We start from the raw sequence: 24,434 nt of genomic DNA on the forward strand, positions 1-24,434 counted from the left end.
ATGAATCTTTCAAAAGCGCTTTTGATACTTTTTACAACTATAAATTTAAGCGCATTAACTTTTGATCAAAATATCACACAAACGCCGTTTTCGATAGAATTTGGCGTAAATGAAACTATAGATGAAAAACTCGTAGGAACAACAAGCGATGATAAAATTTTAACTTGCGTGCCTGAAATAAACGCAACTATAGAATACAAAACAAAAAGTATCATCCTTTACACCAAAGACCTTCACGCAGGCAAAAAACACACCTGCAAAATGCAAAACAGCAAGATAAACTTTAGCACTCCAAATTTTGAATTAAAAAGCATAGACAAAATTTCAGATTATAAATTTGTATTAAAATTTAACGACAAAGTCAGCGTCAATGAGCTAAAACAAAAGCTAGCCATAAACGACAACAACTTTAGTATACAAAATTCATTTGAAAAGGCTTTTGTTATAGCTTTAGACAAAGCTCAAAGTAACCCCGCTTTTAACCTTCCTAAAGACTTTAGTAGCGAATTTAACGCGACTTTGGGAGCCGACCTTAATATAACTTACTCAAAACCCTTAAATGAAGAAAATATCGTAGTAGAAAATGAAAAAGCAAAAACTTTAACGATAGACAAACTCTATCCTCAAAGCCTAAATAACGGAAAACTAGCAGCTAGAATTTATCTAAAAGACTGGCTTTATAATGATAGAAATTTTAATAAATTTATCGAAATAAAAGGCGTCAAAAATTTTCAAATAACAAATATCGGATATGTCATAGACGAAAACAAAACGGATGAGATAGGTGAGGATTTTTATTATTATTTTGATATCGTAAGTGATGAATTTAAAGCCCTTAACGAATACGAAATAACTATCAAAAAAGGTTTTGGCGATAACTGGAATGTAGTAAGAGACGATAGTACTTATATCGTTAAAATGCCAAATTTAGCACCTTTTGCAGAATTTATAAACGATAAGCCGTATATATCAAGCGTCGGAGAGATCGGCATAAGAAGTGTAAATGTAAGCAACCTTAAAGTAGTTATAGAAAAACTTAGCGATCAAAATTATAGATATTTTTTAAATTTCAAACCACAACCAAACGACATAGACGAATTTGTAAGCGAGATAGCTTCTAAAAACTACGAACTAGGCGGGGTTTTAAACGAGTTTTCATCACATAAAATCAAACTTGACTTTACCGGAGTTACAGATGGAATTTATCGTGTGAATTTATACTACGACAAAGATAAACACACCTCAAAAGTAGTCTATCTAAGTGATATAGCAGTAAATGCAAAACTTAGCAAGGATGAAATTTTCGTATTTGCCAACAGACTTGGTGAAAACATAATGCTAGCTAATGCAAATGTTAAAATTTACAGCAAGAAAAACGACGAGATCACGATAGGTGCAACAAATGACGAAGGTGTTTTTAAATTTAGCAAAAAAGACATTTATAAAGATGTAGGCTCGGTTGTCGTAAGCCTTGCAAAAGAGCAAAATTTCTTGATTATAAATGAAGACGGACATATAAACAAAGACGCTGCGTATTCACTAAAAGACGGCAACCAAACTATCGACGCATTTACACACTTTGCATCAAATTTAATAAGACCAGATGAAAGCATAAAAGGTGTAAGCTATCTAAGAGATAGAAATTTTACTCCGATCTCAAACATGCCTGTTAAAGTCAAAATAACCGATCCGCAAAACAAAGAGATAGCAAATTTAACCTATCAAACAAATGAAGTAGGTGCTTTTGACTTTAACGAAAGTATATCAAGCGAGCTTAGTGGCAGGTTTACTTTTAGCGTTATTTATGCCGGTAAAATTTTATCAAAAGAGCCATTTTACGTTGAAAGCTTTACTCCAACTCGTATAAAAAATGAAATAACTCTTGCAAAAGATAAATTTCATGCCCAGGAGCTAGGCAAAATTTTATTGTCAAGCTCATATTTATTTGGAAGTAAGGCAAGCTTTTTAAACGGTAGTTTGGAGATTGATTTTGTTGACTTAGAATACAAAAACGAACAATACAAAGACTATAAATTTAAAGACGACACTGTTAAAAATTTAGCCTTAGATGGCTTTTATAAGCCTGTTAAACTCGATGAAAAGGGCACAAGCAAGGAGTCTTTTATTATCGATATAAACGACAGCGTCCAAACCCAAAGCATAGCAAACGGCATAATAAATTTTAACATAAACGACGATGGGCAAAATGTAAGCGCAAGTAAGTTAATAACTATCTTTCCGAAGCAAAATTTAGTTGGAATTTATGCAAACAAAAATTTTGTCGAGCCTGAAGAAAAGGTAAATTTCAAAACCGTAGTGCTTGATACAAAAAATATGGAAGAAGTTAAGCCAAATCTAAAATTTGAGATAAAAAGACGAATTTGGAACTATACAACCGACGCATTTAACGAGCTAAGATGGTTTGAAAGCCTAGAAACCATAGCTACATTCACACAAGAAAATAGCGCTTTAGAATACGCCTTTGCTCAAAGCGGCAACTATACAGTCGTAGTAACTGACATCATAAGCAAAGCAAGCACTAGCATAGACATTGATGTCAGCGGCTATACATACTCAACTTTAATGCCAACAAAAGAGCTTTCAAAAGCACAGATAAAACTAAATGCAAAAAGCTACAAAAAAGGCGATGAGCTAAGCGCAGATATAAGTTCGGTCATAAAAGAAGGACTAGCGCTTGTTACGGTAGAAAGCGGAAACGTAAAAGCATATAAGCTTGCAAGGATAAAAAACAACTCGGCAAATGTTAAATTTAAACTTGATTTTGATTTTACCGGTTTATATGTAAGTGCGAACATCTACCGACTAGCAGATGAGGGAAGCACACCGTTTAGAACACATGCGAAAGTCTATGCAAACGCCGATAAAAGCGATAGAAACATACAACTTTTGTTAAATGCCCCAAAAAGCTCATTTACAAACAAGGACGTTAAGATCGAGATAAAAACCGAACCAAATGCCGATATAGCGTTATTTCTAGCAGATCTTGGTATACTTAACATCACTTCACAACCGTCCCCAAATCCACTTCAATTTTTTGATAAAGTTGTTAGCGACGGCGTTTTTGACTATGATTTTTACGATAGACTAACAGGCTACAAGCTAAATGCAAAAACGCTAAATTTTGGCGGAGATAGCGCTAATATGCTAATGGCTGCCAAAATGGCAAAATACGAAAGTCCTGTAGATACTAAAAACATAAAAACATTTTATGAAGCTACAAAGCTTAAAGCTGACGAGAATGGAACTGCGGTTTACATGTTTAAAACACCTAGCGACTTTAACTCGGCCATCCGTATAGATGTTATAAGTTCAAGCAAACTAAAGATGTCAAGCACCAGTGCTGTTTTAGAGGTTAAAGACGATGTAGTTTTAAAACCCACAAAGCTTAGTTATATGATAAACGGCGATGAGATAGAGGGGATTTTGCGTATCCTCAACACTACGGAAAATAAAAAAACTCTAAATTTAAGCTCAAGTCACAGCCACAACCTGGATATAAATTTAAGTCAAACATCTGTAAATCTACAACCTTTTGAAAATATAGCTTTGAATTTTAATATAAAAGCAAAAGATGTTGCTGATGCTAAATTTGAGATAACAGCTACAGACGAAGCAAATAACACCTTTGCAAATTTAAACAACATTACCATCATAAATGCCCAACCAAAAAGCACTTACGCAAAAAGCTTTAGTGTGCATAAATCACGAAAATTCAAGCTCGCAAACGGCTATACAGACATAGCAATTGATGCTTCAAGTTCTATTTACGGTCTACTTGCGGCAATGTCAAAAAATTTAATCTCTTACCCATATGGATGTTCCGAACAACGCTCAAGTCGCCTTTTAGCCCTACTTCATGCAAAAAGCGCAGACGAAACCGAAGAAAAAGATAGAGTTAGGTTTATAAATAGTGCCATAAAAGAACTAAGTAAAATGCAAAATAAAAATGGCGAATTTGGATACTGGAGTGAGCTAGGAGCGGTTGATAGCTTTGCTTCTATATACACTGCCGATGTGCTTTTTGAGCTTAGCAAAGCTGGTTTTAACGTGGATGAAAATATCAAAAAACAAGCGATCAATGGACTAAAGCACCACACAAACGGTGATAACGCACTTTATGCGATGTATGTTTTAAGTAAAAATTCAAAAGCCAGCATGAGCGAGATAAATCAAATTTACGACACTAAAAATTACACAAAAACCACTCTTAGCAAATACCTAATGGCTTCGATACTACAAGCGGTTGGATACAAAAACGAAGCTTTGGTGGTACTTAAAAATTTAGATGTAGTTAAGACAGAAAATGAGAGCATAGGCTTTAGCTCAAATTTAAGAGACAAGGCATTTATACTATATCTGCACGCTACAAATTTTGAGAAAAATACATTTTCAGATAATCTTGCAAAAGAGCTACTAACAAAAACAAACAGCGCTCGCTCAACACAAGAAAGGGCGTTTATGCTTCGTGCGTTAAATGCTTATTTTGCAGATTTAAAAGATGATAAAGATGTGAAATTTAAAGTAAAATACGACGGCAAAGTTGAAGAATTTAACGCAAATCAAACAATAAATTTAAACACAAAAAAGGGCGAATTTGAAGTAGAAGCAACCGGAGATTTGTTTATAACAATCAGTTCAAGTGCCTATACGCCTCTGCAGATAAAGCATACAAAAGAGAAAAAAGAGCTTGATATTTACAGGACTTTTGTCACAAATGATGGTAAAGAAATATCGCTAAATTCACTTAAGCTCAACGATATAGTTTACTCAAAAGTTGAAATTTTATCCAAGGCAGACCTTGTGGGTGCTTTAAACGAGATAACTAGCACATGTTTTGAGCCCATAAATGAAAATTTAGCAAATTTTACAAGAGATGAAGCCGTAACAAATAGCATAAATTTATCACATCAGCTCATAAAGGACGATAGAGTTTTGAGCTTTTTCGAATTAAAAGGCGGTGAAAATGCAATTATCTATACACCTTACCGAGTTGTTTTAAAAGGTAAATACTCTCTGCCTGCTGTCATAGGCGAAAACATGTATAACGAAGCACAAAATGACCATGATTTAGCTACAAAGAGCTTTATTATAAAGTAAACAAAAGGGTGACTAGCTCTCACCCTGCTCCATCTTCTTTAGCCCCTTAAAAAGCAAAATTTAAACAAGTTTTTGATAAAATCGAGCATTTTTTAAATAATAATTAAGGATAAAAAAGTGGCTGATTTTTACAATGCAAAAGAGATAGAAGAGAAATTTTATAAGATTTGCGAAGAGCGCGGATATTTTGAGATAGATGGCAACAAGTCTATCCAAGAAGATGGCAAAAATTTCTGCATAATGATGCCACCACCAAACGTCACTGGAGTGCTTCATATCGGACACTCGCTTACTTTTACACTTCAAGATATTATGACTCGTTATAAGCGTATGGACGGTTACAAAACACTATGGCAACCAGGGCTTGATCACGCTGGTATCGCTACTCAAAACGTGGTAGAAAAACAGCTTTTAGCACAAGGAACAAAAAAAGAGGACTTGGGACGCAAAAAATTTGTAAATAAAGTATGGGAGTGGAAGGAAAAAAGTGGCGGTCAGATAGTCTATCAGATGCGCCGTCTTGGTATCACTCCTGCGTGGAGTAGAGAGCGCTTTACTATGGATGAGGGGCTTAAAAAGGCTGTAAAGAAGGCATTTGTAAATTTATATGAAAAAGGTCTTATCATACGCGGTAACTACATGGTAAACTGGTGCACCCATGATGGCGCGCTAAGTGATGTAGAGGTTGAACATAAGGAAAATAAGGGCAAGCTTTACCACCTAAGATATTTTCTAAAAGAAAGTAAAGAATTTGTTATCGTGGCGACCACCAGACCTGAGACATGCTTTGGCGACACGGCTGTTATGGTAAATCCAAATGATGAACGTTATAAAAATTTAATAGGTAAAACAGTCGTGCTTCCTATCATAAACCGTGAAATTCCTATCATCGCGGACGAGCACGTTGATATGGAGTTTGGAACGGGCGTGGTCAAAGTAACTCCTGCACACGACGTGAACGACTATGAAGTAGGCAAACGCCATAACTTAGAGTTTATCACGATATTTGACGAGCAAGGGATTTTGAACGACTACTGCGATAAATTTAAAGGTCTTGAGCGACTTGAGGCGCGTGATATAGTGATGGCTGAGCTTGAAAAGATAGGAAATGTAGAGAAAATCGAAGACTACGAAAACCAAGTGGGCTACTGCTATCGTTGTAAAAACGTGGTCGAGCCGTATATCTCAAAACAGTGGTTTGTAAAGAGCGAGATAGCGGACGAGACGATAAAAAAGGTAAACGAGGGCGCGGCGGAGTTTTATCCGTCACACTGGATAAATAGCTTTAATGCATGGATGAGAGAGCTAAAAGACTGGTGTATCAGCCGTCAGCTTTGGTGGGGACATCAGATTCCTGTATTTTACTGCGAGTGTGGGCATGAGTGGGCGGATGAGAGCGATACGCCTGAGTGCTGTCCAAAGTGTGGTAGTAAGAGCTTCACGCAAGACCCTGACGTACTAGATACGTGGTTTAGTAGTGGTTTGTGGCCTATCTCAACACTTGGCTGGGGTAACGGCGACGAGCTTAAAAATGAGAAATGGTTTGAAAACGACTTAAAAGAATTTTATCCAAACACTATGCTTATAACAGGCTTTGATATACTATTTTTCTGGGTTGCTAGGATGATGTTTCAGAGTGAAAACGCACTTGGCGAGATACCGTTTAAAGATATCTACCTGCACGCGTTGGTAAAAGATAAAGATGGCAAAAAGATGAGCAAAAGTAGTGGAAATATCATCGACCCGCTTGATAAGATAGATGAGTATTCGGCTGATATTTTACGTTTTACGCTTACGCTTTTAGCGGTGCAGGGTCGCGATATACGCTTAAGTGAAGAGAAAATGGTCCTAGTTAGAAACTTCACAAACAAGCTTTATAACGCGAGTAAGTACCTGCTTCTAAACGCACCAAAATTTGAAAATTTAAGTGAAATAGAGGTAAAAACCGAGCTAGGCAGATATATGCTAAGTCGCTTTAACGAGTGTGTGGCAGTCGTGCGCGAAAACGTCGAAGCGTACCGCTTTAACGATGCGGCAAATGCACTTTATAAATTTTTATGGGATGAGTTTTGCGACTGGGGTATCGAGTTAAGCAAGGGTGATAAGGCTAGTGTGGCAGAGCTTGGGGCGATATTTAAAGAGGCGATGAGGGCGATGAGTCCGTTTATGCCGTTTATCTCTGAGTATCTTTTCCACGAGCTAAGTGGTACAAATTTAGAGGATACAAACTCTATAATGGTCGAGGCGTATCCAAAGGTAAATGAGCGTGATATGGATATCGAGCGTAAATTTGCACTAGTTATAGAAGCCATAGTAAGCATACGCCGTGCAAAAGCGACTGTTGATCTTGGTAACTCAAAGATAGCCAAGGCTTATATGATGGTGGATGAGGATATGAGTGCTGTGATACACTACGTAAGACTTCTGGCAAAATGCGAGGAGATAGAGATTTGCACTGAGAAAGTGGCAAACTCTGCCGTTGATGTTAGCGAAAATTTAAGCGTGTTTGTACCACTATCAGGCATCGATACTAGTGAGATAGTAAAGCGTCTAATGGGGCAGAAAAACAAGCTAGAAAAAGAGGTAGCAAAGCTAGAAAATATGCTAGGAAATGAGAAATTTGTAGCAAATGCACCGGCTGAAGTCATCAAAACTAACCGCGAAGGGCTAGAAAATGCAAAAGCACAGCTTGAAAAAGTAGTTGGTGAGCTAGCAAATTTTGGAGCGCAATAGGTGAAATTTTTTGGTTTTTGTGTTAGGACATGGCGACTTGAACGCGTGCCTTGAAATTTATAGATTTTAAAACACAAAAAACAGATAAATTTAACAAGGAAAAATATGAGTAAGATAAAAATAGCAGTTTTGGGATATGGAAATTTAGGTCGTGGCGTTGAACTAGCAACAAGAAACACAAAAGATATAGAGATGACGGCGGTATTTAGCCGTCGTGAGCCAAGCAGCGTAAAAACTTGCGGTGCGCCTGTATTTAAAATGGATGAAATTTTATCACACAAGGGCGAGTTTGACGTGCTAATACTTTGTGGAGGAAGTGCTACTGACCTGCCTACACAAACTCCTGAGTTTGTTAAAAATTTCAACGTCGTTGATAGCTTTGACACGCACGCTAAAATTCCAGAACACTTTGCAGCAGTTGATGCTGAGGCTAAAAAAAGTAAAAAAGTAGGCGTGATAGCCGTAGGCTGGGATCCGGGTCTGTTTTCACTAAATCGCCTTTATAGTGAGAGTGTGTTAGAAAATGGCGAGAGTTATACATTTTGGGGTAAAGGTGTTAGTCAAGGACACTCTGACGCCATACGCCGTGTAAAAGGCGTAGTGGATGCTAGACAGTATACAGTGCCGATAGAGAGCGCATTAAATAGTGTCCGAAATGGTGAAAATCCTAAACTTTCTACACGTGAAAAACACCTAAGAGAATGCTATGTGGTAGTAGAAGACAGTGCTGATAAAGCTCGTATTGAAAACGAGATAAAAACTATGCCAAACTACTTTGCCGACTATAACACAAGCGTGCATTTTGTCGACCTAGAAACACTTAAACGCGAACACGGCGGTATCCAGCACGGTGGTTTTGTGCTAAGAAGTGGTAAAACAGGTGAAAACGACGAAAGTAAACACCTAATCGAATTTTCGCTAAAACTAGACTCCAACCCGGAATTTACGGCTAGTGTTTTAGTGGCTTACGCACGTGCGGCTTACCGCTTAAATGCAAAGGGCGAGAGCGGTGCATACACAGTTTTTGACATAGCTCCGGCATTAATATCACCAAAAAGCACAGAAGAGCTAAGAAAAGAAATTTTATAAGCAAACAGTTTTAAATGACTGGTTTTGCCAAAAAAGGAATTTTAGTGATTGAAATTAAAAATTTAAAGAAATATTACGGCGACACATTAACCATCAACGATGTAAGTTTGCAGATAGAAAGTGGCGAAATTTTTGCCATAGTCGGACACAGTGGCGCCGGTAAATCAACCCTGCTTCGCTGTATAAACGGACTTGAGGACTATCAAGAAGGAAGCCTAAAGGTGTTTGGCAAAGAGATAAGCCAGATCAAAGGCGATGAGTTAAGGCGTTTTAGAAAAGATATCGGGATGATATTTCAACACTTCGCACTAATGAACCGCAAAACTGTCTTTGAAAATGTAGCAACTCCACTTAGATTTTGGGGGTTTGACGGCGCATACATAAACAAAAAAGTAAATGAGCTTTTAAGCCTTGTTGGCCTTGAAAATAAATTAAAATCATATCCAAACGAGCTAAGCGGCGGTCAAAAACAACGCGTCGCCATAGCAAGAGCATTAGCCTTGGAGCCAAAAATTTTATTAAGCGATGAAGCGACTTCTGCGCTTGATCCAAATACAACCAAAGGTGTTTTGGAGCTTTTAACACGTATCAACAAAGAGCTTGGTATAAGCGTAGTTTTGGTTACTCATGAAATGGAAGTCGTAAAAAGTGTCGCCTCTCGTGCGTTACTGCTAGAACATGGAAAGATAATAGGCTGCGGCAGTATCGAGGAGTTATTCTTAAAACCCGACTTAAAAATGAAAGAATTTCTTGGCGAAGAGGAAATTTTGCCAGAAAGTGGCATAAATATTCGCTTGTATTTTCCAAAAGAAGTCGCCCAACACAGCATCATAACACATATGGCGAGGACGCTAAATGTTGATTTTAACATCGTTTGGGGCAAATTAGAAAAGCTAAACGACCATGTTCTTGGAAATTTGGTAATAAACATCGAAGAAGAAGACAAAGAAAAAGTGCTTGACTATATATCTAAAAGTGGCGTTTTATGGGAGGTGGCGTAATGTTTGGCATTGATTTTTCAAAATTTCCTGATGTGTTTAACAGAATTTTACTCCCTGCTATAAACGAAACCGTTTACATGAGCCTTGTTTCTACATTTTTAGCATTTGTCATAGGCATTATCCCTGCCGTTCTACTCATCATCTCTGATAAAGACGGCCTAAAACCAAATTCTAAAGTCTACTTTATACTTGATATTTGTGTAAATATCCTAAGAAGCTTTCCGTTTATCATCCTTATCATCGTACTATTTCCTATCACAAAAATGATAGTTGGCACAAGCATAGGCACTACTGCTGCGATCGTTCCACTTACCATCGGAGCTGCTCCTTTTGTGGCTAGGCTTATTGAAAACTCTTTAAAAGAGGTTGATCGCGGCATAATAGAAGCAGCAAAAAGCTTTGGTGCTTCAAATTTTCAGATCATTTTTAGGATAATGTTTGTCGAGGCACTTCCAGGTATCATATCTGCATTTACATTAACTCTTATCGTAAATATCGGCTTTTCAGCGATGGCTGGAGCTGTCGGTGGTGGCGGTCTTGGAGCAGTTGCGATAAATTACGGATATCAGAGATTTCGCCCTGATATAATGTTTTACACCGTAGTTATCCTGATAATCATGGTACAAATCGTTCAAATTTTAGGAAATTTAGCCTATAAATGGACGAAAAAATAAAAAAATTAGATGATATTTGCGGATAAAAAGAACGCAAATATCATCGCCACGCACAGTATAAATCCGATAAAAATAGCTATAAATTTTGGTTTAAAGAACCTGTTAAGAAGTATAATCTCAGGCAAGCTTATCCCAGCTGCCGTTATCACAAACGCTCCAAAAGCCGCCGCGCTCGCACCTGATGACAAGAGTGCTGTTCCGATAGGGATGAGGGCTTCTACTCTGACATAAAGTAAAATGCCAAGTACGGCTGATATAAATATAGAGTCAAAGTCGCTTGCGCCAAGGTATAATGATACAAGCGTTTGTGGCACGAAGCCATGTATCGTCGCACCGATAAACATCGCAACCAGTACGTACACAAATAGCTTTTTGTACTCCCTAAGTGAGTTTGAAAAAGCTATTTTATAGATACTTTCATTAGTGTTTGCTTGGTTGCAAGCACAGATTTTTGGTTGAGTTGTAGCTTTAAAAACCATACTTGAAACGCCTACACTTAGGCTAAATTTTGGTTTTATAAAGTCATCTTTTAAAAATTTGTTTTGGTTTATTTTAGATAGTATGATGCCAAAAGTAATTGATGTGATAAAAATAACCGCAAAATAAACAGCTGTAAATTTTAAGCCAAAACTGATAAAAAGTAGAGTCAGGATAACCGGATTTACAAGTGGTGAGCTTAGTAAAAACACACTACTAACCCCCAAAGAAACGCCACTTTTTAAAAATCCGTTTAAAAGTGGTATGGTAGAACAAGAACAAAACGGAGTGAGAGCGCCGACTACAAATGCTTTAACGAAGCTTGAAAAATCGCTCTTTACTAAATGCTTTTTAAGTTTATCGCTGAATTTTTCAGACACAATGAATACCAAAAAAGACACAACTAAAAATAACAGTGAAATCTCAACAAAATAAATCATAAAAAATTTGAAAAACTGAAATACGCTTTGCCTTGTAAATATATCTAACATATCTTATCCTTTTATTTTTTGCATTATTATATATCTATATAGGAATATAGTCAAGTATAAATTTAGCTTTTTTAGATAAAATTGCCAAAAGGATTTTAGATGCAGTATGTTGATATTTTTGAGCTAAAAAGTGATTTTATGAGGGCTTTAGCCCATCCATTAAGAGTTCAGATAGTTGAAATTTTAGGCGATAAAAGTATGAGTGTAAGCGAAATTTGTGAAAGCTTAAACAAAGAGCAAGCCACCATTTCAAAGCATCTTAGTGTATTAAAAAGTGCTGGAATTTTAAAAGGAGAAAAATCAGGACTTCATGTATTTTACTCAGTTGATATTTGCTGTTTGCCAAACTTTTTAGAGTGCATAAATAGAATTTTAGAGGAAAAAATCACTAAAAATTCAAAAAATGCAAGAAGTATCATAAAAAATTTAAGGTAAATTTTTAAACAAATACTTCGTTTTTAGAGTATAAAACCGCCGTTCCGCCAAGTCTTACGCGTCCGTTTGACATCATCTCACACTCTAAAATTCCACTTCTAGCTGATGCTTGTAGTGCTTTTAGCTTTGTTTTGTCTAAATTTTTAGCCCAAAATGGCACGATATGACAGTGCCCTGAGCCACAAACCGGGTCTTCGCTTATGCCTAGTTTTGGCGCAAAGCTTCTTGAAACACAGTCAAATTCGCCTCCTTTTGCACTTATATGAGTTATAAGTCCGTCAAGCTCTAGCATCGCACCAAAATCAAGTTTTGCGTTTATAATATCGCTCTCATTTTCCATTATAAGAAGCAGGTCGCGTCCCAAAAAGGCTTGCTGTGGCTTTGCTCCTACAGCCCTACTCATCGCTTCAGTCACATTTATCTCTTTTAGCTCAAACACTGGAAAGTCAAGCAAAAATACACAGTTTTCATAGGTTACAGTTAAAATCCCACTTAATGTACTAAATTTAAACTCATTTTGACTCGGCTCAAAAAAGCTTTTTAAAACAAAGGCGCTAGCAAGCGTAGCATGTCCGCATAGGTCTACTTCGCTAACAGGCGTAAACCACCTAAGATTATAAATTTCACCATTTTTAACTAAAAATGCAGTTTCGGATAAATTATTTTCAGCAGCTATCTTTTGCATCAAATTTTCATCAAGCGGAGCGTCGCTTACGCAAACACAGGCTGGATTGCCTTTAAAAAGCTCATTTGTAAAAGCATCTACATGATGTATTATCATCATTTTTCCTTTAAATTTTTAAGTATTTTACATCAATTGACCTAAATTTTAAAGATTTTAAACTTATTTTAAAGAAACTTTTCTTACAATTCGCCAATTTAATTTTAAAAAGAGAAAGGATATATCATGAAATCAGATATGTGCGAAATGTGTCGCTTGATAGAAACTAAGGTGTCGAAAGACAAATACTAAGCACAAATTTCTTTTTAAGTGCTTAGTTCGCTAAACATTTAAAAAGAAATTTAAGCTTTCTACTATCCGCTTATCCTTTTTGAGTGTTAGCAAATTTTTAAAAAGGATAAAAAATGACAAAAATACTTGCTACTTCATTAGTTGCTTTAAGCCTGCTTGTATCAGCAAACGCAGCTGAAAAAATCGTAGTCGGCGCAACGCCTGTTCCACACGCTGAGATCCTTGAGGTTATAAAACCTATCCTTGCAAAAGATGGCTATGAGCTTGAAATAAAAGAATTTAACGATTACTCTATACCAAATATCGCAACTGACGACGGCGATTTGGATGCAAATTTCTTCCAACACCTGCCTTATCTTGAAGAATTTAACAAAAACAAAGGAACAAAACTTACGCGTACCGTAGGTGTTCACCTTGAGCCAATGGGTGTTTACTCTAAAAAGATAAAAAACATCAACGAGATCAAAAACGGAGATATCGTAGCTATACCAAACGACCCAACAAACGAGAGTCGTGCTCTTGATGTTTTGGCCACCGCAGGTCTTATAAAGCTAAATGACAATCCACTAAAAACACCTCTTGATATAACCCAAAATCCAAAAAATCTAAAATTTAAAGAGATGGAGTCGGCTCAAACACCTCGCACACTAGATGATGTTACGATAGCAGTTATTAATACGAACTATGCTTTGAATGCTAGCCTAAACCCTACAAAAGACGCTCTTGCTCTTGAAAGTAAAGAGAGCCCTTACGTAAACTATGTAGTTGTAAAAGTAGGCAATGAGCAAAGTAAAAAAATACAAGCTCTAAACAAAGCTATAACAACACCTGAAGTAAAAGCTTTCATCGAGAAAAAATACGAAGGAGCCATACTTCCAGCGTTTTAATAACGCCATTAAGGAAGCCAAAAGCTTCCTTAATACCACAAAGAGCAAAGGCCTTTAACCTTTTGTCCTAAAGTCGGTAAATTTAAGTCTAAATTTATCAATGCAGCGTATCACGCATAATCTAAAAGAAAATGTAATGAAAATTTTAACCATAATAAGCACAGCCATACTCGCACTAAATTTATACGGTGCAAGTGGTGATAAAAAGATCATAGTCGGAGTTTCTCCCGTTCCTCACGCTGAAATTTTAGAGTTTATAAAGCCAAATTTAAAAGCACAAGGGTATGAGCTGGTCATCCAAGAGATAAACGACTACTCTATACCAAATATCGCAACTCAAAACGGTGATCTAGATGCAAATTTCTTTCAGCACCTGCCATATCTTGAAGAGCAAAATAAAAACCGCGGGCTCACTCTTGTTAGGACCGTAGCCGTTCATGTTGAACCGCTTGGCTTTTACTCTAAGAAGATAAAAAACATAAATGAGCTAAAAGACGGAGCGACCATTACCATCGCACATGACCCAAGTAACGCCAACCGCGCACTTAAGATACTTGAAAAAGCAAAGCTTATCGAACTTGCGCCAAATATCAGCCTTGCAACTCCGCATGATATAGTTAAAAATCCTAAGAATTTAAAATTTCTTGAGCTCGAAGGAGCGCAAATTCCACGCACGCTAGACGAGGTTGATCTGGCCGCTATTAGCACAAATTTCATCCTTGATATAGGTCTTAGTGTATCAAAAGATGCGCTTTTGCTTGAAGATAGCGATAGTCCTTATGCAAATATCGTAGTTACTCGCGCAGGAAATGAAAATAACGATAAGATAAAGGCGTTAAACGCCGCTATCACGACACAAGAGGTTAAAAATTTCATACTTGATCGCTATAAAGGCGAAGTTATACCGGCGTTTTAATGCCAAAAAACAAAATAAAATAAAGGAAAAATAATGAAAATTTCAAAACTACTACTACCACTTGCATCTATCTCTTTAGCGCTTAGCCTAAATGCAGCAGGAGATGCAAAAACAATAATAATCGGCGCAACTCCTGTTCCTCATGCGGAAATTCTTGAAGAGGTCGTAGCTCCGCTTTTGGCAAAAGAGGGCTATAAGCTTGAGATCAAGGTATTTAACGACTATGTTATACCAAATTTAGCAACCGAGCAAGGCGATCTTGACGCAAATTACTTCCAGGGTCTTCCTTACATGAAAGCCTTTAATAAAGACAATAAAACACATATTGTCCCAACTGCCGGCGTTCACGTAGAGCCTATGGGAATTTACTCAAAGAAGATAAAAAGCCTTGACGAGCTTAAAAACGGCGATATCGTAGCTATATCAAACAACTCTGCAGACTCGACTAGATCGATAAATTTATTAGAAAAGGCAGGGATTATAAAAGCAAACAATAGCGAATACAAATCTCCGCTTGACATAGTAGAAAATCCAAAAAATCTAAAATTTAAAGAGATGGAGTCAGCTCAAACACCTCGCGCACTTGACGATGTGACGATAGCTTTTATCAACATAAACTACGCACTTGACGTAGGTCTAAAGCCAACGCAAGACGCACTTTTGCTTGAAGGAAAAGATAGTCCTTATACAAATTTTGTAGCAGTAAAAGATGGTAATGAAAACCTACCAAAGATCAAGGCTCTAAACAAAGCCATACTAAGTCCCGAGGTAAAAGAATTTATTATCAATCGCTACAAAGGAGCGGTTATACCGTCGTTTTAACACGCAGGGCATATGCCCTGCTCTTTTGAAAGAATATCATGGAAATTTATGCACTTTTAGCCCTTATGGCGACACATTTTTTAGCCCTTATAGTACCTGGGCCAGACATTTTTCTCATCCTTAGAACATCACTTGCTTATGGATTTAGGCAAAGCATTTTTGCCTGTCTTGGAGTTGGAGCCGGGATAATCATCTGGATCATGTTTACAGCCTTTGGTCTAAAAACACTATTTGTTTTATTTCCACCTTTGCAAATAGCACTCATGCTCTTTAGCGTCTGCTATCTTTTTTACCTTAGTTTTTTGCTTTATCGTTCTTCAAAAAATAGCTCAAATGTCAATGTTAAGGAAAATAAAGATAAAAATTTAAGCGCAAAACACTTTTTTATCGTGGGATTTTTAACAAATTTATCAAACCCTAAAGCCATTTTATACTTTGCGAGCATATTTTCAAGATTTATCGATAAGTCAGGCAATGTCTACCACATCATACTTTTAGTTGCGGTTATATCAATACAAAGCGTTCTTAGCTTCATACTCTTGGGCAAATTGTTTTCTTTGCCTAAAGCACGTGAAGCCTTTCTTAAAAAACAACGTCTTTTAGACGGAATTTGTTCACTCGTTTTTGCCGTTTTTGCCACAATCATCTTTTATGAGCTTGTGCTTGAAATTTTAAATGCTTTAAAAGGGTGATTTAACTATAATTAAGGCTTTAAATTTTTAAAAGGCCTGCCTTGTTAAGTGGTGTTATAAATTTTATCGTCTCGGTTGTTAGCCAGTGGGGATATACCGGGATATTTTTTATGATGTTTTTAGAAAGTTCGTTTTTCCCGTTTCCAAGCGAAGTAGTCATGGTTCCTGCCGGATACTTAGCACATAAGGGCGAGATGAGCCTAACTTTGGCATTTATGGCAGGAACTCTTGGTTCATTAGCCGGAGCTATTTTTAATTATTATTTGTGCTACTTTTTTGGTCGTCCCCTCATTCAAAAATACGGTAAATTTGTTGGCATCACAGATAAAAAAATGCAAAAATTCGAAAACTTTTTTAACAAACACGGTGAAATTTCGACATTTAACTGCCGTTTGATCCCAGGGATCCGCCAATACATCAGCTTGCCGGCAGGACTTACTAAAATGAATGTTTTAAAATTTAGTTTATTTACTACGTTGGGTGCTGGGATTTGGGTTGGTATACTACTTTGGGTTGGCTACTTTCTGGGTCAAAATGAGGAGTTGATATCAGCCAAGTTAAAAGAGATAACATTATGGCTTTTGTTTGTCGTAGCCCTACTCTTTGCAGTATATTTTATCTTTGTAAAATATTTTAAAAAAGCTTAAAAACATTTTTTGATATAATCTATAAAAATTTAAATAAAGGTGAATTTTGAGAGAAAAATTTGAGTATTTCTTGGCTGTATTGGTTATAAAAATTTCTAAAATTTGCCCTATTTCTTTTTCATATAAATTTTTTAAATTTATTGCCGTATTATTATATTACACACTTGGATCAAGACGGAAACTAGCCATTAAAAATTTACGTCTTGCCTATACAAATTTAACACAAAAAGAGATAGAAAATATAGCTAAAAATAACTTCACAAGCCTTAGTAAAACACTTTGCGAGAGCCTCTTACTATATAATGACAAAAAAACGCTTGACGAGCTTATCATAAACGGCAAAGAGGCGATAGAAACCGTAAACCGCCTTTGCGATAACGGCAATCGCCCGGTTTTGTTCACAACGGCTCATTTTGGCAACTGGGAAGCTTTGGCGCATTATTTTGGTTTTAACGGCTACAAACTAGTTGTTGTGGGCAGAGAAGGCAATAACTTACTTATAGAAAAAAATATCACAACGCCATCTCGCACTAAATTTGGTAACGCCCTAGCCACAAAAGATAACGCAATGATAAAAATGGTAAAATTTCTTAAAAAAGGATACCATGCAGGGATTTTGATAGACCAAAAACCAGGAGCCATAAATTCCATTCCGTCAACCTTTTTTGGAAGAGAGTGCTTAACGTCAAAAGCTATCGCACAGCTTAAATTAAAATTTAATCCAGTTATAATACCGATCTTTGCAATAAGAAAAGATGATGGACGATATGAGATTATCGTTAAAAATTTTGATGAAAGCGGTTTAAACGGCGATAGTGAGCATGATACTAAATTTATAACGCAACAAATAAACGATATATTTGAAGAGGTTGTGAGGCTTGATCCTGCACAGTGGTTTTGGATGCATAATAGGTGGAAAATGTGAGAGCTCTTATCATTAGCGATGCAAGAGCCGGACATGAAAGCCAAAGTGTGGCGTTTTGCGAACTCAAAGGATATAAATTTGAGATCCTGCGTATCAAATTCTCATATAAATGGCTTAAATTTTTAAGTTATTTGCTTGATTTTTTGCGTATATATCTGCCTATTTTTAACTATAGCAGTTTGAAATTTCAAAATTTTGATATAGTTGTTTCGGCTGGCTCTACGACGTATTATGCTAACAAATATTTTGCAAGAAAATTTAAAGCAAAAAACGTAGCACTAATGGCTCCAAAAGGTTTTAGAAATGACTTTGATATTGTATTTTGCACACATCATGATAATTTTCATGCCAAAAATGCGACCATATTGCCTGTAAATTTAAACTATCTAAAGCCAACAAACTACTACACCCCGCAAAAAAAGGCGATAGGTTTTATCATCGGCGGTAGCAACAAAAGCTTTGTCATGAGTGAAGAGATAGTAAAAACCATAAAAGAGATAAGGGCTAAATTTAGTGACCATGAAGCGCTTATTACAACATCTCCGCGAACTCCAAAAGAGATAGAATGCGTGCTAAAAAAAGAAAATTTTAACTTTTTTGTAAGCTATCTTGAAGACAAGATAAATCCAATATATGACTTTTTAAAACACTGCAAATACGTATTTATCACCATCGACTCCGTATCCATGATAAGCGAAGCCGTGTGTAACCTTAACGCAAATGTAGTCATACTGGAACTTGAGAGAAAAGACGAGCATAATAAATTTGATGATTTCATACAAAATTTAAAAGATAAAAAACTGGTTGAAATTTATCAAAAAAACGAGGTGTTTGCCAAAACCGAAAAGATAAATTTAGCTAAAATTTTAAAAGAGATAAATATATGAAAGTAGTTCAGCTTTTACCTGAGCTAAATGAGGGCGGAGTGGAGCGTGGTGTAGTTGAGATAACACGCGAATTTAACAAATATAACATAAAATCATACGTGATAAGCGGTGGCGGAAAGCTGGTAAGCGAGATAGAAAAAAACGGCGTAACGCACATAACGGCTGATGTTTATAGTAAAAATTTGCTCACTATGATCCAACGAGTTTTAAAGCTTAGAAAAATTTTAAAAGAGATAGAGCCTGATATCGTGCATGTAAGATCTCGTGTGCCTGCTTGGCTTTTAAAATTTGCTAAAATCGGACTAAATCTAAATATAGTAAGCACAGTTCACGGTATAAATACACCAAATTTTTACAGTAAGATAATGACAGATGCCGATAAGATAATATGCGTAAGCAACGCCGTAAAAGAGCATATTATAAAACATTTTAATGTGCAAAATGATAAAATATCGGTTGTTTTTCGCGGTGTTGATCTTACCAGCTTTGATCCTAAAAATTTAGCCGATAAGAGAACTTTAAGAGATAAGTTTAAGATAGAAAGCGAGCTTGTTATAAGTGTTGTTGGACGCATAACCCAGATAAAAAATATCGAGACTATCTTAAAAGCGACCGCTTTGCTAAAGCAAAATTTTAGCAGTGTCTGCCTCATAGTAGCTGGTGGAGCACATCCCAAAAAAGAGGAATACTTTAACAAACTTAAGGCGCTAACTAAAGAGCTTGGACTTGATAAAAATGTAAAATTTTTAGGTAGTATTAGTGAAGTAGCTAAAATTTACAAACTAAGTGATGTGGTGGTGAGTGCGACCTTAAAACCCGAAAGCTTTGGTAGAAGTGTGGCTGAAGCCATCGCTCTTAATACCCCGGTAGTAGCTAGTAATCACGGCGGTGTGAAAGACATCATAAAAGATGGAGAAAATGGCTACTTTTTTGAGCCACTAGATGAAGCGGAGCTTTCTAAAAAGATACTCTTAGCGCGCGAGCTTAAATTTGATGGATTTAATTACATAAAAGAGAAATTTAATCTAGAAAATATGACAAAAGAGACAATTAAAATTTACAAGGATTTTTATGATACAAAAAATAACTTATGAAAATATTATGACTTGGCTAATGTGTCTTCTGGTTGTTAGTTTTTTTATTGGAAAAAGCTTTAATGTGGTTGGTGGGCTAATAGTAGTTTTATTTTTGATACATATCATAAAAACACGTTCTTTTTGCTTGTTTAAGGATAAGATTTTTATATTTTTATCTATTTGGTGTGGATATATGTGTCTAACCGCACTATGGGCTGTAAATAAAGTAGGTGCTGTAAACTCTGCTAGCAAGGTGTTTTTGTGGGTGCTTTTATATTTGGCTATAAAAGAAAGCCTGAGCACAAAAGAAAAGCTTGAAAATTTCTTTAAATTTGTGGCAATCATAGTACTACTTATAGCATTTAACGCACTACTCCAAATAGCAATAGGCTACAATATGTTTGGTACTGCTATAAAAGACGGCAGGGTGTCGGATCTGTTTTACAGCGACTCCAGGGATTACTCTTATATACTTCCGCTTTTTGTAGGCATATTTGGCGCGATGCTTTCTTTAAAAGATCGTTTAAAATCACACTACGTTTTATATTCACTAGCACTTTTTGCACTTTTGATATCCATGCCAGCAAGCGGTTCTAGAGGTCCTCTTATCATACTTGCTGTATTTATACCGGTAATAGCTTGGGTTAGTCCATATAGAAAGTATGCATTTGCAGCACTTGGAATACTTATTTTGTGTATAAGCGCCATGGTTTTAACAAATGATAAATTGCAAGATAGACTAACTACATTATCAAATCCATTTGAGAGTCAGAAACACTATAGGATAGCCATATGGAAAACATCGTTTGAAATGTTTAAAGACAATCCGATCTTAGGCGTTGGGTTTAAGAATTTTAGAGATAGGCAGTTTGATTATTATAAAGACGAATTTGAAAGCTATGAGATAAATAAAGAAAAAAACTTGACAGTTCATCACTCACATAGTCCATGGATGGATATATTGGCTGAGCAAGGGCTTGTAGGATTTTGCTTTGGGATTACGCTTTTAGTAGGTGTGTTTTTAAGAATTTACAAAAAAGGTGCCTTTATGTTTATAAGTACTTTTAGTGTACTTTATGCGTTTTCTTTCTTAAATTCATCCTATATACTATCTGGTAGTCGCACAGCATTTTTTATGATATTTGCCATTACTTTATTTGTTTTGCTTGATAATTATTATGGTTTAATTACAAAGAAAGATAATGAATAGTTTAAAATTTCTACAGCGCAAAGAAAAGGATTACTCTCGTTTTAACATCATAAAAGACTTAGTTAAAGACGTTAATATCAAAAATGAAATTTATATACTAATGCCTTTTTCAAAAAATGTTTTTTTAAAAAATTTCTTTAAAAGATACAGGATAATAAACGACTTTTTTATCTCAAACTATGACACCTATGTGTATGACAGAAAAAAGATAGGCAAGCTAAATCCTCGTGCTTGGATAAAATTTTTACAAGACTATATAAATTTTAAATTCTCAAAATATCTACTTTCGGATACAAACGAGCACTTTTTATACTGGCAAAGTTTGTTTGGAAAATTTAACGGCAAACATCTTGTTTTACCTGTTCTTGCTGATAAAAACATATACTATCCAATACAAAATGATATAAAAAATGAAAAAATAAAGGTGCTTTTTTACGGTTCTTTTATACCGCTTCATGGCATAGATGTGATACTTCATGCGTTTAGTATCCTAGAAAAAGATGGAGTGCAGTTTGACGGCGAGATAGTAGGTAGTGGGCAGACATACAAAGAGTATAAAAGGCTTTTTGATAAGCTTGATCTTAAACAAGTGAAGATGGATGGCGAGTTTATAGCTGAAAATGATTTAGCTAAGATAATACGCAGTAGTGATATAGTGCTTGGAGTATTTGGTAGCTCAAATAAGGCAAAAAGCGTAGTGCCAAACAAGGCATATCAAGCCTTAGCTTGTAAAAAACCACTTATCACGATGCACTCAAAGGCTATTTATGAGTTTTTTGATGATAATGAAATCATGATGTGCGAAAATTCACCAGAAATTTTAGCAAAAAGCATTAAAGAGCTGATAAAAAATAGTGATAAAAGAGAATCACTTGCACAAAATGGATATAATAAATTTATCTTTTTATATGAAAAAACAAAGATCGAATTTGAAAATTTTATAAAAGCGATTGATGAGGAAATAGGATGATATGGTTTTATATTTTTATAGCATTTTTAGCCATTGTGATATCACTTCGATACAACTGGTGGAGAAAAAGCGAGAGCCTTGCTCATGCTAGAGTTCTTATGTATCATAGCATAGATACACACAAAGGCGATAAATTTGACAAATGGCGTGTGAAACCTGAAGACTTTGAAAAACAGATGGCGTGGCTATATAAAAATGGCTTTACAAGCTACACCATAAGTGAGCTTTGCGATTTTAGCGAGCTTCCCAAAAAAGCCGTTTGTATAACATTTGACGATGGATATGCTGATAACTTTACAAACGCCTATCCTATACTTAAAAAATATGGCTTTAAGGCAACTATCTATATAGTGCCAAACCAAGAGACAAATCATTGGGAAGAGAAGAATACAAACCATATATCGCGCATGTTAAGCAAAGATGAAATTTTAAAGATGTCTGATTTGGTCGAGTTTGGCTCACATACGATGTCTCATCTAAATTTAGAACGCGCAAGTTTAGAAAACGTAAAAGATGAGCTAATAAACTCAAAAAAATCAGTAGAAAATTTAAGTAAAAAAGAGTGCAAGGCATTTGCTTATCCATACGGCAAATACAACGACGATATAGCTTGCCTAACAAAGGATGTGGGATACAAAAATGCCGTTATAGTAAAACGTGGTTTATTTAAATCAAAAGATGATAAATTTACCATAAAACGCATAGGAATTCTTGGCACCGAGAGCGTTTTTGACTTTTGGCTAAAATTTCATAAAGTAAGGAATAAACTATGATAAAAGCTTCGGTTTATATGATATGTATGAACGAGCAAAGGCATATAAGAAGAGCCTTAGAAGCCGTTAAAGACTTTGATGAGATAGTTGTTGTAGATAGTGGTAGCTCTGATGAAACAGTGCAAATCGCAAAAGAGTACACAGATAAAGTTATATATAAAAAATGGGAGGGCGAAGGCATACAAAAGGCTTACGCGCTAGCGCAATGCACAAATAAATGGGTACTAAATATTGACGCTGATGAAGAGGTAACTCCAGAGCTTAAAAGAGAGATCGTTGAGCTGATGAAGCAAGATGAGTATGGCGCTCTTGATATACCGTTTCACGAGTATAGTCTAGGTAAGATTTGCCATGACAAAGTACGTAAAAATACACATATAAGATTTTTTAAAAAAGAAAATGCTAGATATACAAATATGGGTGTTCATGCTCAGGTTGAAATTTTTGATACAAAAATAAAACGTTCAAAAGGAACGATACATCATTTTAGTGATAAATTTATACATGAATTAGTAATGAAAAACAATAATTATTCAACACTAAGAGCCGAACAAAAAGCCGGCAAAAAAAATAAAAGTTCATTTTTAAAACTACTTTTTATATACCCACTTACGTTTTTTAAGTCATACTTTTTAAGACGTTCATTTTATGATGGCAAAAAAGGCTTTATTACGGCAAATATCAATGCATTTTATGCATTTATGAAAGAGGCAAAGCTTTATGAGCTGGACAATTTTAAAGGAAAACAATGAAAGGCATAATCCTAGCAGGCGGTAGCGGCACTAGACTCTATCCTCTAACAAAGGGTGTTAGCAAACAACTCATGCCCATATATGATAAGCCTATGATTTATTATCCATTATCTGTTTTAATGCTAGCAGGTATCACAGAGATACTTATTATTACCACACCAAACGATCAAGCTGCTTTTAAAAATTTACTCGGAGATGGCTCTGATCTTGGACTTAAATTAAATTATATTATCCAGCCAAGTCCAGACGGTCTGGCTCAAGCATTTATCTTAGGTGAAAAATTCCTTGACGGCGATGATGCATGTTTGGTTCTTGGTGATAATATATTTTATGGACATGGTTTTACAAAGTTACTAGCACAGTCAGTGGCTAATGTAAAAGAAAATAATGCAACTGTATTTGGCTACTATGTAAGAGACCCTGAAAGATACGGTGTGGCTGAGTTTGATGCAGATGGTAATGTGGTATCCATAGAAGAAAAACCAAAAAATCCAAAATCAAACTATGCTGTTGTTGGGTTGTATTTTTATCCAAATGATGTGGTAAAAAAAGTAAAAGATGTAAAACCATCAGAGCGCGGAGAGCTTGAGATAACAACTTTAAATGAAATTTATTTAAAAGAAAACAGGCTAAAAGTCGAGCTTATGGGGCGTGGATATGCGTGGCTAGATACAGGCACTCATGAGAGCCTACTAGAAGCTAGTCAGTTTATACAAACCATTGAGAATAGACAGTCACTTAAAGTAGCGTGCCTAGAAGAAATAGCTTATGAGATGGGATATATCTCAAAAGAAAAACTTCTTGAGCTAGCAGAACCTTTAAAGAAAAATCAATACGGACAGTATCTAATTAATAGAGCGAAACAACCCGGAAGGATTAAGTAGAT

At 35.9% G+C, this 24,434-nt stretch carries 21 protein-coding genes; 19 read left to right on the top strand and 2 right to left on the bottom strand.

What is annotated here, in order from left to right; translation table 11 throughout:
• The 5 genes from CCAL9328_RS04735 (at window position 1) to CCAL9328_RS04755 (ending at window position 10,615) form a co-directional block, all read left to right on the top strand.
• A complete protein-coding gene (locus tag CCAL9328_RS04735) occupies window positions 1–5,118 on the top strand; it encodes an alpha-2-macroglobulin family protein (RefSeq protein WP_170000134.1) in 5,118 nt (1,705 codons plus the stop codon).
• A 117-nt stretch (window positions 5,119–5,235) separates the two neighbouring features.
• On the top strand, window positions 5,236–7,851 hold the full coding sequence (locus tag CCAL9328_RS04740) for a valine--tRNA ligase (RefSeq protein WP_170000135.1): 2,616 nt from the start codon (window positions 5,236–5,238) through the stop codon (window positions 7,849–7,851).
• 105 nt (window positions 7,852–7,956) lie between these two features.
• On the top strand, window positions 7,957–8,940 hold the full coding sequence (locus CCAL9328_RS04745; RefSeq protein ID WP_169971748.1) for a diaminopimelate dehydrogenase: 984 nt from the start codon (window positions 7,957–7,959) through the stop codon (window positions 8,938–8,940).
• A gap of 44 nt (window positions 8,941–8,984) precedes the next feature.
• Window positions 8,985–9,941 carry a methionine ABC transporter ATP-binding protein gene (locus CCAL9328_RS04750; RefSeq protein ID WP_169935981.1) on the top strand — a complete coding sequence of 319 codons (957 nt, stop codon included), beginning with the start codon at window positions 8,985–8,987 and terminating at the stop codon, window positions 9,939–9,941.
• The gene (locus CCAL9328_RS04755) at window positions 9,941–10,615 is read left to right on the top strand and encodes a methionine ABC transporter permease (protein ID WP_169935983.1); all 675 of its coding nucleotides are present in this window, start codon (window positions 9,941–9,943) and stop codon (window positions 10,613–10,615) included. Before CCAL9328_RS04750 ends, CCAL9328_RS04755 begins: the two co-directional genes overlap by 1 nt.
• A gap of 5 nt (window positions 10,616–10,620) precedes the next feature.
• Here CCAL9328_RS04755 and CCAL9328_RS04760 read toward each other — a convergent pair whose 3' ends face one another.
• A complete protein-coding gene (locus CCAL9328_RS04760) occupies window positions 10,621–11,583 on the bottom strand; it encodes a permease (protein ID WP_170000136.1) in 963 nt (320 codons plus the stop codon).
• Between the two features lie 99 nt (window positions 11,584–11,682).
• Between CCAL9328_RS04760 and CCAL9328_RS04765 the strand changes: the two genes are divergently transcribed.
• Entirely contained in the window at window positions 11,683–12,018 is a 336-nt protein-coding gene (locus CCAL9328_RS04765) for an ArsR/SmtB family transcription factor (protein ID WP_169935987.1), read from the top strand.
• Between the two features lie 4 nt (window positions 12,019–12,022).
• Here CCAL9328_RS04765 and CCAL9328_RS04770 read toward each other — a convergent pair whose 3' ends face one another.
• The gene (locus tag CCAL9328_RS04770; protein ID WP_170000137.1) at window positions 12,023–12,799 is read right to left on the bottom strand and encodes a PhzF family phenazine biosynthesis protein; all 777 of its coding nucleotides are present in this window, start codon (window positions 12,797–12,799) and stop codon (window positions 12,023–12,025) included.
• A gap of 305 nt (window positions 12,800–13,104) precedes the next feature.
• Between CCAL9328_RS04770 and CCAL9328_RS04775 the strand changes: the two genes are divergently transcribed.
• The 13 genes from CCAL9328_RS04775 to rfbA all read left to right on the top strand — a co-directional run bounded on the left by CCAL9328_RS04775 (window position 13,105) and on the right by rfbA (window position 24,432).
• Window positions 13,105–13,878, top strand: a complete 774-nt coding sequence (locus CCAL9328_RS04775) for a MetQ/NlpA family ABC transporter substrate-binding protein (RefSeq protein ID WP_170000138.1) — start codon at window positions 13,105–13,107, stop codon at window positions 13,876–13,878.
• A gap of 136 nt (window positions 13,879–14,014) precedes the next feature.
• On the top strand, window positions 14,015–14,794 hold the full coding sequence (locus tag CCAL9328_RS04780; RefSeq protein ID WP_170000139.1) for a MetQ/NlpA family ABC transporter substrate-binding protein: 780 nt from the start codon (window positions 14,015–14,017) through the stop codon (window positions 14,792–14,794).
• A gap of 33 nt (window positions 14,795–14,827) precedes the next feature.
• Window positions 14,828–15,616 (top strand): MetQ/NlpA family ABC transporter substrate-binding protein, encoded by a 789-nt coding sequence (locus CCAL9328_RS04785; RefSeq protein ID WP_170000140.1) that lies wholly within the window; start codon window positions 14,828–14,830, stop codon window positions 15,614–15,616.
• A 38-nt stretch (window positions 15,617–15,654) separates the two neighbouring features.
• On the top strand, window positions 15,655–16,308 hold the full coding sequence (locus tag CCAL9328_RS04790) for a LysE family translocator (protein ID WP_170000141.1): 654 nt from the start codon (window positions 15,655–15,657) through the stop codon (window positions 16,306–16,308).
• Between the two features lie 41 nt (window positions 16,309–16,349).
• Window positions 16,350–16,955, top strand: coding sequence for a DedA family protein (locus tag CCAL9328_RS04795; protein ID WP_169971757.1), 606 nt, complete (start codon window positions 16,350–16,352; stop codon window positions 16,953–16,955).
• 46 nt (window positions 16,956–17,001) lie between these two features.
• Entirely contained in the window at window positions 17,002–17,880 is an 879-nt protein-coding gene (locus tag CCAL9328_RS04800; protein WP_169936002.1) for a lysophospholipid acyltransferase family protein, read from the top strand.
• Window positions 17,877–18,767, top strand: coding sequence for an ELM1/GtrOC1 family putative glycosyltransferase (locus tag CCAL9328_RS04805; protein WP_170000142.1), 891 nt, complete (start codon window positions 17,877–17,879; stop codon window positions 18,765–18,767). The genes CCAL9328_RS04800 and CCAL9328_RS04805 overlap by 4 nt, the downstream gene beginning before the upstream one ends.
• Window positions 18,764–19,861 carry a glycosyltransferase family 4 protein gene (locus CCAL9328_RS04810; RefSeq protein WP_170000143.1) on the top strand — a complete coding sequence of 366 codons (1,098 nt, stop codon included), beginning with the start codon at window positions 18,764–18,766 and terminating at the stop codon, window positions 19,859–19,861. The genes CCAL9328_RS04805 and CCAL9328_RS04810 overlap by 4 nt, the downstream gene beginning before the upstream one ends.
• Window positions 19,839–21,053, top strand: coding sequence for an O-antigen ligase family protein (locus CCAL9328_RS04815; protein WP_170000144.1), 1,215 nt, complete (start codon window positions 19,839–19,841; stop codon window positions 21,051–21,053). Before CCAL9328_RS04810 ends, CCAL9328_RS04815 begins: the two co-directional genes overlap by 23 nt.
• A complete protein-coding gene (locus CCAL9328_RS04820) occupies window positions 21,046–22,023 on the top strand; it encodes a glycosyltransferase (RefSeq protein WP_170000145.1) in 978 nt (325 codons plus the stop codon). Before CCAL9328_RS04815 ends, CCAL9328_RS04820 begins: the two co-directional genes overlap by 8 nt.
• Window positions 22,020–22,796 carry a polysaccharide deacetylase family protein gene (locus CCAL9328_RS04825; RefSeq protein WP_170000146.1) on the top strand — a complete coding sequence of 259 codons (777 nt, stop codon included), beginning with the start codon at window positions 22,020–22,022 and terminating at the stop codon, window positions 22,794–22,796. The genes CCAL9328_RS04820 and CCAL9328_RS04825 overlap by 4 nt, the downstream gene beginning before the upstream one ends.
• Window positions 22,793–23,548, top strand: a complete 756-nt coding sequence (locus CCAL9328_RS04830) for a glycosyltransferase family 2 protein (RefSeq protein WP_170000147.1) — start codon at window positions 22,793–22,795, stop codon at window positions 23,546–23,548. The genes CCAL9328_RS04825 and CCAL9328_RS04830 overlap by 4 nt, the downstream gene beginning before the upstream one ends.
• Window positions 23,545–24,432 carry a glucose-1-phosphate thymidylyltransferase RfbA gene (rfbA, locus tag CCAL9328_RS04835; protein ID WP_170000148.1) on the top strand — a complete coding sequence of 296 codons (888 nt, stop codon included), beginning with the start codon at window positions 23,545–23,547 and terminating at the stop codon, window positions 24,430–24,432. The genes CCAL9328_RS04830 and rfbA overlap by 4 nt, the downstream gene beginning before the upstream one ends.
• Window positions 24,433–24,434: the final 2 nt, after the last annotated feature.

Source organism: Campylobacter sp. RM9328 (assembly GCF_012978615.1).